19 protein-coding genes are annotated in these 14,590 nt (G+C 50.1%); 16 read left to right on the top strand and 3 right to left on the bottom strand.

Translation table 11 applies throughout. The features are described 5' to 3' along the window. The first annotated feature begins 19 nt into the window (after positions 1-19). The 10 genes from IE113_RS15255 (at position 20) to IE113_RS15210 (ending at position 6,974) form a co-directional block, all read left to right on the top strand. Entirely contained in the window at positions 20-163 is a 144-nt protein-coding gene (locus IE113_RS15255; RefSeq protein WP_189539483.1) for a hypothetical protein, read from the top strand. Continuing rightward, on the top strand, positions 160-306 hold the full coding sequence (locus IE113_RS15250; RefSeq protein ID WP_189543027.1) for a hypothetical protein: 147 nt from the start codon (positions 160-162) through the stop codon (positions 304-306). The genes IE113_RS15255 and IE113_RS15250 overlap by 4 nt, the downstream gene beginning before the upstream one ends. Before the next feature lie 65 nt (positions 307-371). Further along, positions 372-623: a DUF3768 domain-containing protein gene (locus IE113_RS15245; protein ID WP_229822608.1), complete on the top strand. Its 252-nt coding sequence runs from the start codon at positions 372-374 to the stop codon at positions 621-623. A gap of 301 nt (positions 624-924) precedes the next feature. Then, positions 925-1,614 (top strand): hypothetical protein, encoded by a 690-nt coding sequence (locus IE113_RS15240; protein WP_189543023.1) that lies wholly within the window; start codon positions 925-927, stop codon positions 1,612-1,614. Positions 1,615-2,073: 459 nt separating this feature from the next. After that, positions 2,074-2,373 carry a DUF6626 family protein gene (locus IE113_RS15235; protein ID WP_189543022.1) on the top strand — a complete coding sequence of 100 codons (300 nt, stop codon included), beginning with the start codon at positions 2,074-2,076 and terminating at the stop codon, positions 2,371-2,373. A gap of 118 nt (positions 2,374-2,491) precedes the next feature. Next, on the top strand, positions 2,492-3,619 hold the full coding sequence (locus IE113_RS15230; RefSeq protein ID WP_189543020.1) for a helix-turn-helix domain-containing protein: 1,128 nt from the start codon (positions 2,492-2,494) through the stop codon (positions 3,617-3,619). A gap of 322 nt (positions 3,620-3,941) precedes the next feature. Beyond that, the gene (locus tag IE113_RS15225; protein WP_189543018.1) at positions 3,942-4,262 is read left to right on the top strand and encodes a type II secretion system F family protein; all 321 of its coding nucleotides are present in this window, start codon (positions 3,942-3,944) and stop codon (positions 4,260-4,262) included. Positions 4,263-4,438: 176 nt separating this feature from the next. Then, the gene (locus tag IE113_RS15220) at positions 4,439-5,005 is read left to right on the top strand and encodes a tyrosine-type recombinase/integrase (RefSeq protein ID WP_189543016.1); all 567 of its coding nucleotides are present in this window, start codon (positions 4,439-4,441) and stop codon (positions 5,003-5,005) included. 240 nt (positions 5,006-5,245) lie between these two features. After that, a complete protein-coding gene (locus IE113_RS15215; protein WP_189543014.1) occupies positions 5,246-6,295 on the top strand; it encodes an SEL1-like repeat protein in 1,050 nt (349 codons plus the stop codon). A 115-nt stretch (positions 6,296-6,410) separates the two neighbouring features. After that, positions 6,411-6,974 (top strand): hypothetical protein, encoded by a 564-nt coding sequence (locus IE113_RS15210; RefSeq protein WP_189543012.1) that lies wholly within the window; start codon positions 6,411-6,413, stop codon positions 6,972-6,974. A 221-nt stretch (positions 6,975-7,195) separates the two neighbouring features. Here the strand turns inward: IE113_RS15210 and IE113_RS15205 are convergent, their stop codons facing one another. Next, positions 7,196-7,519 carry a hypothetical protein gene (locus IE113_RS15205; RefSeq protein ID WP_189543010.1) on the bottom strand — a complete coding sequence of 108 codons (324 nt, stop codon included), beginning with the start codon at positions 7,517-7,519 and terminating at the stop codon, positions 7,196-7,198. 234 nt (positions 7,520-7,753) lie between these two features. Here IE113_RS15205 and IE113_RS15200 point away from each other — a divergent pair, with 234 nt between their 5' ends. From IE113_RS15200 to IE113_RS15190, 3 genes are all read left to right on the top strand, one after another. Next, on the top strand, positions 7,754-8,122 hold the full coding sequence (locus IE113_RS15200) for a hypothetical protein (RefSeq protein WP_189543008.1): 369 nt from the start codon (positions 7,754-7,756) through the stop codon (positions 8,120-8,122). 11 nt (positions 8,123-8,133) lie between these two features. Further along, entirely contained in the window at positions 8,134-8,685 is a 552-nt protein-coding gene (locus tag IE113_RS15195) for a hypothetical protein (protein ID WP_189543007.1), read from the top strand. Positions 8,686-8,754: 69 nt separating this feature from the next. After that, positions 8,755-9,309 (top strand): tyrosine-type recombinase/integrase, encoded by a 555-nt coding sequence (locus IE113_RS15190; protein WP_189543006.1) that lies wholly within the window; start codon positions 8,755-8,757, stop codon positions 9,307-9,309. Between the two features lie 59 nt (positions 9,310-9,368). Here IE113_RS15190 and IE113_RS15185 read toward each other — a convergent pair whose 3' ends face one another. Beyond that, the gene (locus tag IE113_RS15185; protein ID WP_189543004.1) at positions 9,369-9,809 is read right to left on the bottom strand and encodes a hypothetical protein; all 441 of its coding nucleotides are present in this window, start codon (positions 9,807-9,809) and stop codon (positions 9,369-9,371) included. A gap of 1,040 nt (positions 9,810-10,849) precedes the next feature. Between IE113_RS15185 and IE113_RS15180 the strand changes: the two genes are divergently transcribed. The 3 genes from IE113_RS15180 (at position 10,850) to IE113_RS15170 (ending at position 13,409) form a co-directional block, all read left to right on the top strand. Next, positions 10,850-11,341 carry a hypothetical protein gene (locus IE113_RS15180; RefSeq protein ID WP_189543002.1) on the top strand — a complete coding sequence of 164 codons (492 nt, stop codon included), beginning with the start codon at positions 10,850-10,852 and terminating at the stop codon, positions 11,339-11,341. A gap of 139 nt (positions 11,342-11,480) precedes the next feature. Then, on the top strand, positions 11,481-12,773 hold the full coding sequence (locus IE113_RS15175; RefSeq protein WP_189543000.1) for a DUF4398 domain-containing protein: 1,293 nt from the start codon (positions 11,481-11,483) through the stop codon (positions 12,771-12,773). 39 nt (positions 12,774-12,812) lie between these two features. Further along, a complete protein-coding gene (locus IE113_RS15170; RefSeq protein ID WP_189542999.1) occupies positions 12,813-13,409 on the top strand; it encodes a hypothetical protein in 597 nt (198 codons plus the stop codon). A gap of 216 nt (positions 13,410-13,625) precedes the next feature. Here IE113_RS15170 and IE113_RS15165 read toward each other — a convergent pair. Further along, the coding region (locus IE113_RS15165; RefSeq protein WP_189542997.1) for a hypothetical protein at positions 13,626-14,590 on the bottom strand (965 nt) is incomplete at its 5' end.

Raw genomic sequence — 14,590 nt, 5'->3', positions numbered from 1 at the left:
GCCCACAGGAACCGACACGGTGGTCGTCGATGCTTACACCGAGGAGGAGGCAAGGCAGTATTGCGAAAGCCTCCACGGCGTTGGCTGCATCATCTTTATGGCACGGCGAAAGCCGGAGTTCGTGGAGGCAGAACGCAAGCGGGAACGGGAGGCGCGGCAATGAGGCAATATCGCCTGCTCGTGCGTCTCAGCAACGGAACCACGACCCGCATCATCGTCACAGCCGAAAGCGACTACGCTGCCAAGCTGATCGGTGAGGCCCAATTTGGGCGCGGGCAGGTTCTTCACTACACGCGGGCCAGTTGATGACAGCGGCCCGCATTGCCGAACTCAATGACGCTGCTCGCACTTCGTTCATTGGCTGCCGTGTCGTGATCACACAGGGCATTGCAGCCATGGACGATCTCGATGGCCTCTATGCCAAGGTTCGTGCTTTCAACGACTTCAACGAACGCAACGATCCCTACGGCGAGCACGATTTCGGCAGCATCGAGCATGAAGGCCAGACGGTGTTCTGGAAGTTCGACTATTACGATGTCGACCTGCTCATGCACTCGCCCGACGCCAGCGATCCAGCTGTCACCTGCCGCGTACTGACAATCATGCTGGCCGAGGAGTATTGAGCCACTCACGATAATCCCATCTTGATGCCGCATACCGCACAGACGGTGGCGTTAGATAAGATCAGGCGTGGTGCGGTTCTCCGCATGTGCTGAAAATTGCGCAGCAGGTTTTTTGCGAGCGCATATACCTTTCGGTAGCTCGCGTGGCTTGCAGACCGTAACGTGTTCAAATCGAGCCCTGACCTCATTTTATCGGCCTGATTGGTTTTACCCAAAGGCAAGATTTTTTACCAAAACCGAGCCAGATTATAAGCCGGATTTGCCGCCAAAGGATAAATATCTGCAATAGGAATATGCAGATATGAATTGGGGCAAAAAGATCGCCGAAAACTCGATCAATAAGGTCGTCAAAGGTCCATATGACGTGACCGGTGTGCTGGCCTTCAAGGATGGAGAACGCATCTGCCGCGACAAGGCCATAAAGCTGTTCGCCGCATTCTTTCACAAGGCCGACCGCGTGTTCTTTGGCCGAGCAGCCGACAAAGGCTATGGCATCAATCGGCTCTGCTTTCTGGAATTCGGCAAGAGCCAAAAGTGCATCCACGTGCACTTCGTTGCGCAGTCTATGATCGATCCTGTAGTATTCTCAGCCATCCTGAACGTGCTGTGGAATACGCTTGATGCTGACACTGCTACACTGAAATCCAACTGGATCACACCCATTCACGACAAGCAGGCCATAGCGGAATATGTCACCAAGGAGATGTGGCGCTTTCGAGATGATAGCCTTGTCATCAACTGCGATCACCACAACGATGATTCCGATGCTTATGCTTCATTCTGCAATGATGCTCAGGCCCAGCGTATCGCAAATCACCTAACCGATGATTTGTTCGAGGCTGCGTTGGACAATGTTCCAGTTCATTCGGTTCTGATCCGTCACAAATTTAACGAGCGCCAGCGGGCTCAAGCGAACAAAGACCGTGAGCGTGGACAGCGCATGGCAAACTCAATGGCATCACTCAGGCAATTTCTCTCCCAAAAAGCTTAGGCATTCATCAAGGCTCAATCAGGCACCACATAGGCACTCTCTAAGGCACATTATTAGGTTCGAACACAGCAACGGTCAGAGGTCGAAGTGCTAGGCATACGGCTCTCATAAGGCATCATCATGGCACATTGTTATGGCTTACATCGTTAGCATTGAAGGTAGGTTGTGGGCATTTCCACCGCCTATCCTCGTTATACAATAAACAACAGCACACTCCCTACATATCAAACACATTGAAATATAATGAGCATATATTGAATATCACAATGTGCTTACGATAAACGCATATTGAAGGTCGCACATAACGCACAATGATCCACCATAGGCCACAGTGCCTCCACCACAGCCAATCACCTTTCCCCATTTGATCCCCAGACATATCCACAGCACGATCACATACCGTTCACGCTTCTTTACGCTCCCTAAGCGTTATCCAGCGTTGATCATATAAATATGGATATGAACACATCACTGATCGAGCACATCTATCTCATATTGCGCAATGCGAAACTTACAACAACACGACAGGCGTTCAGCCAGGAGTATGTGGGCAAGAATCAAAACTGGTCTGCATATCAGGCTCACATGAAGCGCGACTTTTCCATAGCGGGTGCGATCAATTGTCTGCGCTCGATACGCTTATGTAAGGAGCGTGATGCAGCGTTAGACCTTGTACAGCTATGTGCATTGCGTGAAGCTGAGGCCTTGCTGCTTGAGCATCTTAGTAAACGCTACAGCGTTGCCGAAGTGGTCTCATGATACCCTCGGTGATCCTAATGATCCCATGTACGGCATCAAAATTGGGGAAATGATCCCAATTTGATCCTTGATGATCCCTTTTTGTCAGATCATATGGCTCTCAACAGGAGAGCGGCAGATGGAAGCGACAATTCACCCTCAGGTATTCAAGGCCCTGATGGAAAGGCAGAAGCTAACACAGCAGGGTCTAGCCGACCTATCGTCCGTTGGCATTGCGACAATCAAGCGCATTTGTAGCGGCAAAGATTCGCCAAAGGGCAAAAGAAGTCATACGCTGAAGGCGCTTGCGAAGGCTCTGCGGGTTGAAGTTGATATCCTGACAGCATGTGAGCTTCCACCATCTGAAGAAGATGAGCATCTAAAGTCGTATGTAACGATAAAGGCTCCCGTGAGCCGTCAGACAGACCTGTCGTTCCAAGCCGTTGAGGCAATGTACGGTATCTCGCGTTCAGCCCAGATCGCTATGGCGCCACTGTTTGCCGCCCTTATCGCGGAGGCTAGCCTGAAGTGGCGCAAGGAACGTTTGCAGGCGCTGGGTGCAATTGCGGACCAGCTTGATGCCATTCGTGGGGATAATCCGCTTCTTCAGGGCTCGTTTGCCCGAGCTTGGGGGGCAGAAAAGATTGAGAAGCAGTCCATCGAGAGTAAGGACGTCTTTGGTCATAGCGCATTGAAGCGTCTAGAAGAGGAATCTCAGCTCGCCTCATCAGATTTTGATAGCAACTACGATTATGACCTTGATGCTAGGCTCCCATATGAGTGGGTAAGTCCGTTCCTCGTTTTCCTGAAGGATTACGCCGGATCATTCGCGCAGCCGGACATCAAGATTGAGCTTGGCGACGATGAAGGCAATCCGCAAATTCCAAGCGGCATTGCAGATTATCGTATCGGAGCGGATTTCATCGACGAAATTTGCGGTGATAATAAGTGGGCACGGATAGCCATTGAGTTTGGCCATGTTTCACTCCGCGACATACCGAAAGAGCTTCTCAGTCCTGAGCGGGCATCTGAACGCCAAGCGTACCTTGCATCGCAAATGACGGATGAAAAACGATGGGAGCACGCCAAATCCCGCATTGAGGAACACATGGCCTACCTTGAGGCAAGGCGTCTGGCCCGGCTTGAAGCTGGTATGGATCAGGATGACAACGAGGCTGATGCTTCCTTGTTCGGCAACGGACCGTTTGAAGTCACTGACGAACTCATCCGACACGAAATCAAAATTATTGATGAATGGGGGCTGTAATGATCGGGACCCATTACGCGGTGAATGCACCGATGACGAACCACGCATTGTGCCGGCAGCAGCAGCGTTCAATCCCTCAAGCTGTGATCGACGCTCTTCTCGATTTCGGTGAACGGCGCCCTGCCGGAGACGGCGCAGAGTCTGTGTACTTCACGAAACGGACCTGGCGCAGATTTGCAAGCTACGTTGGCGTGGCAGTTAAGGGATTTGAACGGTATCGGAGCTGCTACGTCATTGAAGCCAGAGACGGAACCATCGTTACCGCAGCATTTCGTCACTAACTGGGCATTCCAAGCATCGATCGAAGTTTGCGGAGTGTGACATGGAAATCGAAGCTAAGATCGCAAATGCGCTAGCTGACTTTGACGATCTGCTCGTGCAAGGTCTCTCGCTTGAGGCGGCATTGCGGATCGCAGCGTCTGAAAATGAAGTGTCGGAGCGTGCCCTTGCCGCTCGTGCCAGCCGAGGGATTTCACTCGAGGAACGAAGGCAGCAGGCGATGACTCGGGCTAGGCTTGATCGACAAGCTGCATCCAGCGCCAAGGCGAGATCGCTAAATCCAATGCGACATGGGCATTACCGTAAGCTTCCTTCAGGGAGGAAGGTCTGGATCGACCCTTCGCAGTTCAAATTTGACTTCTAACTCATATCCTCTCCTTGGCCTCAGTCCGCAACACGATGAAGAAATACATAATTCTTAGTCTATTGGGCTATCCCACTGAGATCGAACAGCTCTCGACCGCCCCCCTTCCGGTAGGAACGCCCTTCTGATGAAAATATGCTGAGCACAGCAGAAAAGTTCATCAAGAGGCGGTTTCAATGGCCAAAGCTAAGGTGCTCACCAAGGACGAGGTGCGTCGTGTGCTCCGCATTGCGGAAACAGGCAGTAACGGACAGCGCGACAAGCTGGCATTGGCACTCAGCATCATGGGCGGCATGCGTGTCGGGGAAATTGCTTCGCTTACCATTGGCGATGTGCGGGGCTTGGATGGCCGGGCCGTGGACATCATTCACCTCGCCAAACACCAGACCAAGGGCCATCGATCACGCCGGGTCTTCGTTGGGGACGAGCTGCGCAAGATTTTAACGGTTTTCTTGAGTAACTCAAAGAATCTGCCCGATGCAGCTCCCCTGATCCGCAGCTCGCGCACGGGTCGGCACATGTGCACAGTCACACTCTCTACGAGGATCAAATCCATCTACCGCGCAGCGGGCATTGACACGAGCAGCCACGCAGGTCGCCGCACGTTTGCCACGAGGAAGAACGAGCTGGGTATTGGCATGGCCACGATCCAGCAGCTCATGGGCCATTCCTCGATCCAAACCACCGCCCTCTACTGCCATGTGTCGGATGAGCAGCTCAGGAACGCGGCTAACGCGGGCTGAGTTCATTACCCGAGAATGTCACCTACCTATTGACACATCGCAATGTCAAATGCTTTCATTCCTGCAAACAAATGAGTTTAGCCATCGCCTTCTCGGGGGGGGGGGGCGCTGATTGCATGTATTCCGCTTATATTGCTCAAATTTTGCAAATCGAATCAATTTGCAGGCCACTGCCCCATCACCGCCAGAAATTTCAGTTCGTTGAAGTTTTCATATCTCTTTGATTTAGGGAAATGCACGATGAAGTTCAAGAACTTTAATCTAAAAAGTGCGTCTATTGCACTAATTATATCGACTTATTCCGTATTAATGCCTGCACCTATTTATGCTCAAAATTTCGAATCTGGATTAGCGGCTTACAGAGCAAAGGAATACACAAGAGCTCTTGAGATTTGGCGCAAGCTGGCACAGCAGGGTGACGCGCCAGCACAGTTTAACATCGGTTTGATGTATGAAAAAGGCCAAGGCGTTCCCAAGAATGATGCGGAAGCGATCCGATGGTATAGAATGGCGGCTGAACAAGGCGATTCTGAAGCCCAAACAAATGTCGGTTACATGTATTACAAAGGCCTAGGAGTGCCAACAAACTTCCAAGAAGCGGCGCGTTGGTATGGATTGGCGGCAAATCAAGGGAGTGTATTTGCTCAATTTAATCTTGGTCACATGTACGAAAAAGGCGAAGGCGTTGCCCAAAATTATCTCGAAGCGGCGCGCCTGTATAGGTTGGCTGCCGAGCAAGGCAATGCAGAAGCTCAGCGCGAACTAGCAGAAATGTACAGCGTAGGCCAAGGCGTTCAAAAAAATGACGTGGAAGCGGTACGGTGGCTTCAATTGGCAGCCGAACAAGGTGATGCCGTCGCTCAATTACAACTTGGGTATATGTACCATGAAAGCAATGACATCCAAAAAAATGATTCCGAGGCGTTGAGATGGTATTTGCAAGCAGCCCGACAGGGTGTGATCGAGGCGATGGTCAACGTAGGCATAATGTATCGTTTAGGCCAAGGCGTTCAAAAAAATGACGTGGAAGCGGTACGATGGTTTCGATTGGCAGCCGAACGAGGGCAACCAGAAGCACAATTACATCTTGGCATTGCATTGGCGAGTGGGGACGGAATTAATCAAGATATTATATTAGCATACATGTGGTTTATTTTGAGTGAACGAGGAGGAAATGAATTAGCATCAAAAAATAAAACGGTCGCTGCGAAAAGTATGTCCTCTAATGACATTGCGCATGCCAATCGATTGGCTGATTACTGCTTAGCTAACGATTTTAAGGGGTGTTGATCATCTGTATATTGGGTACACAATGCATTTTCATTTTTACTTGTAAAATAGTGATTTTATAAAATGTGAATTGTAAATACAAAATCCGTATAATATTCGAATAAAGGAGATTAAATTGAAAAAATTGCTCATGCCTTTGGCACTTATTTCATCGATTGCGGTGGGTGGTTGCGGCGAGGAAGGCAAAAGTCAAAATGTAGAATTAAATAAAAAAAGAGAGCTTTTAAATATAGAAACTTTTGGCGATGAATTGTCTAGACTTGAGAAAAAATATAAAACTAAAAGCAGCACCCAGAATCAAGCGGCAATGACATTGGTGCGAAAAGAAAGAAAAGAGATAATCTCCTCTTTCCCCAATGAGTTTGAAAATTGGGAAGTGAAACTTAAAAATGTTGTAACAGATACAGATGGAGAAGCTTCTGTAGAATTTGTTATTCCTGAACACCCACAGATATTGATGCGTGCAACTGTAGAGCCTAATCATGAGAGTTACAATAATATTGCCAATGCAAGGTTAGGATCAATAATGATTATATCTGGGGCATTTAGAGAGGGTGATGATGAAGATTATTTCATTGAATATAGCTTTACAGAGAGAGGCTCCATGACTGAGCCTGAGTTCGCAATTGAGCTTTTAAACGCTAGGCCCCAGGATAATAAGAAAAAAGGTGGCAAATAGCACGAGCGGGTTGAGCTGGAGAAGGCTTCACGCAAGGGATTTATGGCTCGAGCTTATTCGAGTTACTCAAAAATGGCATGGCGCAGGAGCGTCTGCGCCATGCCAGAGGTCACCGTATAACGGCTGACGGCAAGACAGTTCAGACTTATGAGATGGTTCAGTAAGCGCGGTCCTGGTCACCGCTGTCCGGCAGCTTGCCGTGACGCAGGTTTGCGACGGGGTTAGCGCAACTCGTCCCAATAGCGTCCGCTATCGCCGTCATCGAAGGTCTGCGAATGACGCAGGCGGTCGAAGGTCGTGTTCTTGTAGCGTTCCAGCGTGGCCATCTGACCCGACTTGAAAATCTCGTCGATCACCTCAACCGCAGAGCCCTCGGGGCGACCATACTGAAACTTGTTGTCGATGGTCGCGATGTCGAAGAAGCGATTTGCCGTAGCAATCGCCCAGCATAGTGCCCCGAGGTTGTGGTGCGCGGCCAGCGTTTCGCTGAGGAGATCACGGTAGTGCCGGGTGTGACGGTGGCCGGGAACACAGAAGTCGCCCATGACCATGCGATCACCAATCGGGCTGGGCCACGGCTCTGTACTGCCATGTGTCGGATGAGCAGCTCAGGAATGCGGCGAACGCGGGGTGAGGCGGTGTGACATGCAAGGCCTTTGACTGCGGGTTCCTTGACGTCGTCCTTATTCTCACCTCCACCGTTGCCAAACCACATCTTAAGTGCAACAATTTCATATTTGAAATCAATGGGGCACTGTTTGCGGCATAAGGATGAAAAAATGAAGGGATCATTGGCACTTATCGCAGCGGTCTGTGGGGTAACCGCGTTCTCGGCGGCGGCTGAGGCTAAGGCCGCACGATGTGAGCTCGTCATTGATGGCGAAGGCTCTTACAGTGGCCCATGCAATTTTGCTTTAATGGAACACGGCAGTTTTGAGATTTCGGCTGTAGACAAGAGGCGAAATCTGATCGGTGAGCTGGAGTCCATTGCGGTATGGGTTGGTGCTTCTTCGAATAACATGCCCAATAAAGCATTTTATTCATACACTAGAAAGAATGACGTCAGTCGTAATGGTGCTGAATTGACCAGGCAAAAGAATAAGCCAGCTTGTTGGGTTGGGCAATACGATAAAATCTGCGTCTACTGAAGGGGAGTATAATGAAGAAGGTGCATTTTGTGATGCCGTTGTTGGCGTTCGTTTCTGCTTGTGGCTCAAATGATCCATCTGACAAGCCTGCGCCATCAGAGGCACCGGCTGTGTCGGTGGCATCTCCTATGCCGACCGAAGAGATATCGGCTAAGAAGTTAGCTGATGAGAAATGGGATTGCGATACTGGAAGTCCAGATGCGGCAATTCAGCGCATCACCCTGAGCAATCTGATCGATAATAATGGGGTGGTGACAGGTGATTACCAAAATTTTGTGTATTCGGTGAATATGGATGATAATGGTTTCCGCTCCACGGGTGATAAATATCGATCTGAATATGGAACCGTTTTAATAAAAAATGGTGTTTACAAATTTATTTCCGATGAAAAAAGAGGTAATAATTCTACAGTATTGCCCAATATGAAAATTGGTATTGAAAATCGAGAGAAAATCCTGACTCAAATTCTTACAAAATCCGAACAGCGCGATATAGATTCGAGTGAATCAGGTGATATATGGGCGATAACGTGCAAATTAGGCCATAATTTAAATCGCGATTGATTATAGATTTAAAAATGGCTCATAAGGGCTTTATGTGCTCGCTGTCGAAACGCTGGCCTCACGCAACGAGTGGGCAGCGCCGCCCAAACCCATATTGCCTATGCCTACGTGATCGAAGTCGGTGGTAAGGGGCAGCGTGACAAGCTGGCATTGGCACTCAGCATCATGGGCGGCATGCGTGTCGGTGAAATCGCAGCACTGACGATTGGCGACGTGAGGGGGCTTGATGGCCGGGCAGTGGACATCATTCACCTCGCCAAGCACCAGACCAAGGGCAATCGGTCACGGCGGGTGTTTGTCGGGGACGAGCTGCGCAAGATTTTGACGGTTTTCGTGAGTAACTCAAAAAATCGACTGGACACAGCGCCCTTGATCGCCAGCTCGCGCACGGGTCGGCACATGTGCACAGTCACACTCTCTACGAGGATCAAATCCATCTACCGCGCAGCGGGCATTGACACGAGTAGTCACGCAGGGCGGCGAACGTTTGCCACGAGAAAGAACGAGCTGGGCATTGGCATGGCCACGATCCAGCAGCTCATGGGGCACTCATCGATCCAAACAACCGCAATTTATTGCGCGGTGTCGGATGAGCAACTCAGGAACGCGGCGAATGCCGCCTAGGTTTCGCAGCACTCAAATTTTTCAGTCCGATCAATGAGCGAGATTCCTTGCGTAATCAATCAGTAGCAACGAGCAGTCCGCAGGCTGGCTGGTGCACCGTCAAAATACCAAACGTCGGAGTCGCCAATCACATGCTTCAACAGAACCCAGTTTCCTGACCGGAAGGCCAGCGTAGAAACGACGGTGATGCCGAAGGGATAATCATCTTCGTAATACCGAATCTTGCCTCCACCCCGACGCTGAGGTTCGGCAATAACGTATGCACGGCCTGCGCTGACGGCAACACATTGGATGACAAACTCGATGCTACCGCCAAGCTCTCGCTCAACGGCAGGACGAACCGCATCCATGATTGCAGCTCGTTGGGAGGTGCCCTTTGCTGGAGCCGCATTAGCGTTTACGGCGCCCGCCGTTGCTCCAGCAAGCGTTGGCGATCCCAAAGAGGCCGCTGTAACGAGCACCGCTGTCGCCAAAGCTTTGATGTTGTACGTAAGCCTCATTCTCGCTTTCCCCGGTCGCAGCACTTTCATATATGAAAACAATTGGTAGCAGCCTACGCCGCGATGCGCTAGTACCCTAACGATATTGAAACTGACCATAATGAGGCTCGACCTTACTAGATACAAATACTAATTCGTTTTTGGGATGCGATCGATGAGGGTAGGTCCAGTGTCTGCTCTGCTGTCTGCACTGGCCATACTGCCGGGTTATGCTTTGCAACGAAACGTTCTGTCGACGGAAGGTTTGTGGGAATAAAGAGGGTCAGAAAAATGATAAGGCACTTCATCATTTCAACGTCACTTTTGGCGCTTTTAGCCGCTTGCGGATCGGAACCGGGAAACAATGAAACCTCCGCCGTTCCCACGGAAACGGCATCAGTTGCACCGCTCCCGGCGGCACCTACAGAGGTTCCAGTAGCCAAGGTCGAGCCCCCAAAGGAGCTTCCAACACTTTATGGCCAATGGATACCTGACGAATCGAAGTGCCCCGGCAAAGGGGAGCTAAGCGACATCGTCATGACTATCACCCGTGATCGCGTCGATCGCTATGAAAGCTATTGCTCCGCCAAGCCCGCGATCCCCCGTAAGGGACAATACAATGGCAAATTAGCGTGCGCAGCAGAAGGTGAAGAGTTCCAGGTTGGCGTAACGCTCTCCGTCAACGATGATGGGAAGCTTCAATATGAGAGCGATGGCTCTGCGACAACTTGGAAGAGGTGTCCGTGGCGCCTTCAGGTGCCTTGAGGGGCGCAGCCGCCGCGGCGGTTGTTCATTTGTGTGGTCAGTATGTTTGCTGGGGAGACGCTATGAACAAGTCAGTGCCTTTCGTACTGACAATGGTGTGCGCTTATGTGGTTTGTGGAAGCTAGTAGGAGCAAGTGGCTGCCCACACCGAAGGACCATCGTCAGGGGCGTGGAGCGCCTAGCATTTCAGCGTTTCAAAAAGCGCCTCTTGCATTCCACGACCTCTTATCCAATGACCTATAATCACGGCTATTGAATATATTATTGTTATTTTTGAATAAAGGGGGGGGCGCATTATGCGGCCAATGTTTGCTTTAATATCTTTTTCGTTGTTCGCCACCTGCGCTTCATCGGCGCACGCACAAGGTTATTCATTTTTAGCTCAAGATAAATCCTCGGCATTTCGCGCAGCGGGCTACAATTTGGTTGGCGGTCAGTGGCGCAAGTGTGAGGATCATGAGGGGCCTGGTTATACAGCAGGCGCCGTCAAAATTGTGGGAGATCTGAACGGTGATGCACGGCCAGAAGCGATCATAACAGAAGAAAGTAGTTACTGTTATGGAATGGCAGGCACTACTTTTGACCTAGTTAGCAAGCAGATCGATGGTTCCTGGAAGCTTATGGCATCTGGCATTGGTATACCGAAATTTTTAACCACGAAAGGTGTTGGAGGATGGCCTGACATCGAAATTGGCGGACCTGGCTTTTGTTTCCCAGTCGAACGATGGAATGGAAAAGAATACCAGAATCATAGACAGCAATATGAAGGTAAATCCTGTGAAGATTAGCTTGTCTGGCATGGTGAAGCGTCAGGCGTTCGCTGATGATACGGTAGGTTTGAGCATCGTATGGCTTTAGTGCAGTTAGGGGGGAAACCTAGGTCGATCTTAAAAGCTGCCCACTAGCTGGAGGTTTTGCGCAAAATCTATGACTATTCCACGTCAAATATTTGAACGATTTCTCCTAGGCATCACACGCCGAAGGGCTGTTGCGCTATTGGCCATCGGAACAATATTTAGCACCCAGCCTCTATGGTCTCAGCAGCCAGGCTTCCGTGGAGATCCAACGCCCCGAAACCGTGCTGCTGGAAATGCCGCACCCAACACTCAAAGCCAGAAGCCCGTGCATAGGGCAATCCCGATTTTCGATGATCGGATTGCGAAAACCTACTTTGTCAAAATTGACGGTCAAAAATATCCACCGTTAAGTGACCCCAGCCTTCACCGCATATTGATTGACTTTAAAAATGAAGGGGTTGGTTACGGCGGCCAGCAAGATGGATTTATGTCCATGATCGTTACGGTCAACGTCAGTTGCCAAAACCAAACCGTGACTTGGACCAAGATCACTCCATACGTAGGAAATTTGGCCTCACAAGGCGTATCTAATGGTCGGACATATCTTTATACAAAATCGCTAGGAAAAGTTGTAAAGGTCGACACTGGAGGAATGTATCACTCTATATTTTTGAACGTTTGTCAGCCGCAAATTTCGGGAAGTGGCGGCAACGTTCTTATACGTGAGTATTTCTCTAGCGGGCCAAATTTTTCTAGATATAAAGGCTCTCCATTTCTCGATCAGTGGGTTCGCTATTATCTCAATTATGGAATTTCGACGGTTGCGCAATTAAAGGCTGCTGAAGCACGTATGAGTGCGGCAGGCGTTGAGATACCGTCTGACCTCGAGAAAATGTACTTTGGCAAAGCTGGAGACGGGGCGCTGCTCGAATTTCTGAGGGATGAGTCCGATGCTAAAGATAAGGGCGTAACCATTGCCGAGGCGAGACGATTGCGTTTAGCTTGGGTGGCTCAACGAAAAGCCGAAATGGCGAGACAGGAAGCGCAGCAAGCAGTCGCTCGAAGAGCTGAGCAAGCGAGGATTGCTCGTATCTATCCTTATGTCGCGGTAATCTCATGCGGTCTCAATGGATGGGAGAATATCAACGTCCTAGCTTGCTTTGCTGGTTCAGATTCAGGTGCTGCTACTGAGCTTGAAATCAATAACGGCGGCGCCTACGCTTTATACAAACCTCACGAAATCGCGGGAAATTTCATCCAACAACAAAGGGGAATAGAAATACCTCTAAAGCAGAAGTTTTCCATAAAAATTCAAAATTCTCACAGAACGGTGAAGCTTGGTCTGAGGATTTTCGATAGGTCGGGAAACGTTATCTACCAGCGACAGGTTGCGCAATACGGTGTAATTTATACGTCGAGGTAAATTAAATTAATTATATTTCCAGGTAATTGGAGAAATTACATGAAAATTTTAAAGTTTATATTATCATTTTCGTTTATTTTGCCTTTTCCAGCCTACGCCCAATACAGTACCTTAAGCTCGTCGAAATGGAGTCCTGTAATAGCAGGCGATCCTAATGCTCCGCGAAGTGGAGTTAGCAATAGGAATGGATCGCAATTTATAGTTTACGACTACACCAATTTTTCCCTCGGCGATTGCAAATCCTTTAATGGAATTGACAGGCTCGATGGATCAATTGAAATTATAATTCCAGCGGCAAGAATTCCTCGAGATATCCGCAGCCAAAGTTTGGGTTCAAAAGGGATTTCGAAAATTTTTAATGCAGTTATTGCGGTTAGTGATGGTGTTGAGGGTTATCCTATCATGACCACTGTTTACGGAGACGTAGATGGAGGATATTGGACATTTACGCTTTCCCCAGACTCACAAGACCATCTTGATGTATTTAGGGAAATTATCCCAGGGCTTAAATCAGGTGTATCAGTTTCTTTCGACTTATTGTCGAAAGATCAAACCGGGAACTTAGCAAACGAAACCTTTGTACTAAAAGGCTCTTCTGCTGCGCTAAGGGGTATGTTGGAGCAATGTACTCCTTGATGTCAAATTAAGACCTGATCAGCGATATCCTTCCGGGCCAGTCACCTTGAGTCACTCAAAAAAATGGCATGGCGCAATGCTCCCAAGCGCCATGCCATGAAGGTGGCCGCACGTAGGCAGAAACCGTGCAGCTAGGTTTTATGTTATGGTTCAGTAGGCGCGGTCCTCGTCACCGCTGTCGGGCAGCTTGCCGTGACGGAGGTTGGCGAAGGGGGATTAACGCAATTCGTCCCAATAACGCCCGCTATCGCCGTCATCGAAGGTCTGCGAATGACGCAGCCGGTCGAAGGTCGTGTTCTTGTAGCGTTCGAGCGTGGCCATCTGACCCGACTTGAAAATTTCGTCGATCACCTCAACCGCAGAGCCCTCGGGGCGACCATACTGAAACTTGTTGTCGATGGTCGCGATGTCGAAGAAGCGGTTTGCCGTAGCAATCGCCCAGCACAATGCGCCGAGGTTGTGGTGTGCTAGCAGGACTTCGCTGAGCCTGTCACGGAAGAAGCTGCTCGTCAGCGAGCCCGTGACACAATAGTCGCCCATGACCATCTTGTTGCCAATCGGGCTCGGCCACGGCCACGGCAGCGGACTACCAAGAAACCGCTTGTGCTCGGGAACATCGACAGCGCCCATGACCATCTTTCCCGGCTCGAACGTGGGCAGCGTCATCATCTGATTGAAGCGCAGGCTCCGCCACGGGGTGCTGGTATCGTAAGAGATGCGGATATCGTAACCCGTGCGCTTCTTGAGAGTGCGCTGCAACGCCGTCAGCAGCACAGCGGTGTCGAGCTCATTCGTCCCCAGCACATGGATGTGGGTTGTGTGTTCAAGCTCACCATCATGCCACATGATGAGCAGACGGCGACAAAGCTCGTAGAAATTGTGCCGCAAGAGACCGGCAAACGCCCATCCCTCGAACCTGTACTTGCGCACCGTATCGTACCAGATATCGGCTTCAGCAGGCGTGTTGCCTTGCAAGACATTGAGGAAGCGCACCTTCCTGGGCGTACGGTTGCGGTGGAAGTAGCGAAGATGCTCCATCGTGGCAGACAGGCACGCCTCGGTCGACTTGTAACGGTACTTCGTAGGGTTCTTCACGACGGGGCCGGTGGGCACATCCAGCGTCATCGAGACGTCGGCATTGGCCTCGATCCAGTCCAGAACCTTCTTGCGGTCACTGTCAT

This window comes from Novosphingobium arvoryzae, from assembly GCF_014652615.1.
Lineage (GTDB): Bacteria > Pseudomonadota > Alphaproteobacteria > Sphingomonadales > Sphingomonadaceae > Novosphingobium > Novosphingobium arvoryzae.
This window is presented reverse-complemented; position numbering and strand designations above follow the sequence as displayed.

Excerpts from the sequence above, each read along its gene's own strand:
- IE113_RS15240 (WP_189543023.1), top strand. The coding sequence starts at position 925 with ATGAATTGGGGCAAAAAGATCGCCGAAAACTCGATCAATAAGGTCGTC.
- IE113_RS15225 (WP_189543018.1), top strand. The coding sequence starts at position 3,942 with ATGGAAATCGAAGCTAAGATCGCAAATGCGCTAGCTGACTTTGACGAT.
- IE113_RS15180 (WP_189543002.1), top strand. The coding sequence starts at position 10,850 with ATGCGGCCAATGTTTGCTTTAATATCTTTTTCGTTGTTCGCCACCTGC.
- IE113_RS15195 (WP_189543007.1), top strand. The coding sequence starts at position 8,134 with ATGAAGAAGGTGCATTTTGTGATGCCGTTGTTGGCGTTCGTTTCTGCT.
- IE113_RS15200 (WP_189543008.1), top strand. The coding sequence starts at position 7,754 with ATGAAGGGATCATTGGCACTTATCGCAGCGGTCTGTGGGGTAACCGCG.
- IE113_RS15185 (WP_189543004.1), bottom strand. The coding sequence starts at position 9,809 with ATGAGGCTTACGTACAACATCAAAGCTTTGGCGACAGCGGTGCTCGTT.
- IE113_RS15175 (WP_189543000.1), top strand. The coding sequence starts at position 11,481 with ATGACTATTCCACGTCAAATATTTGAACGATTTCTCCTAGGCATCACA.
- IE113_RS15220 (WP_189543016.1), top strand. The coding sequence starts at position 4,439 with ATGGCCAAAGCTAAGGTGCTCACCAAGGACGAGGTGCGTCGTGTGCTC.
- IE113_RS15235 (WP_189543022.1), top strand. The coding sequence starts at position 2,074 with ATGAACACATCACTGATCGAGCACATCTATCTCATATTGCGCAATGCG.
- IE113_RS15230 (WP_189543020.1), top strand. The coding sequence starts at position 2,492 with ATGGAAGCGACAATTCACCCTCAGGTATTCAAGGCCCTGATGGAAAGG.
- IE113_RS15215 (WP_189543014.1), top strand. The coding sequence starts at position 5,246 with ATGAAGTTCAAGAACTTTAATCTAAAAAGTGCGTCTATTGCACTAATT.
- IE113_RS15250 (WP_189543027.1), top strand. The coding sequence starts at position 160 with ATGAGGCAATATCGCCTGCTCGTGCGTCTCAGCAACGGAACCACGACC.
- IE113_RS15170 (WP_189542999.1), top strand. The coding sequence starts at position 12,813 with ATGAAAATTTTAAAGTTTATATTATCATTTTCGTTTATTTTGCCTTTT.
- IE113_RS15205 (WP_189543010.1), bottom strand. The coding sequence starts at position 7,519 with ATGGGCGACTTCTGTGTTCCCGGCCACCGTCACACCCGGCACTACCGT.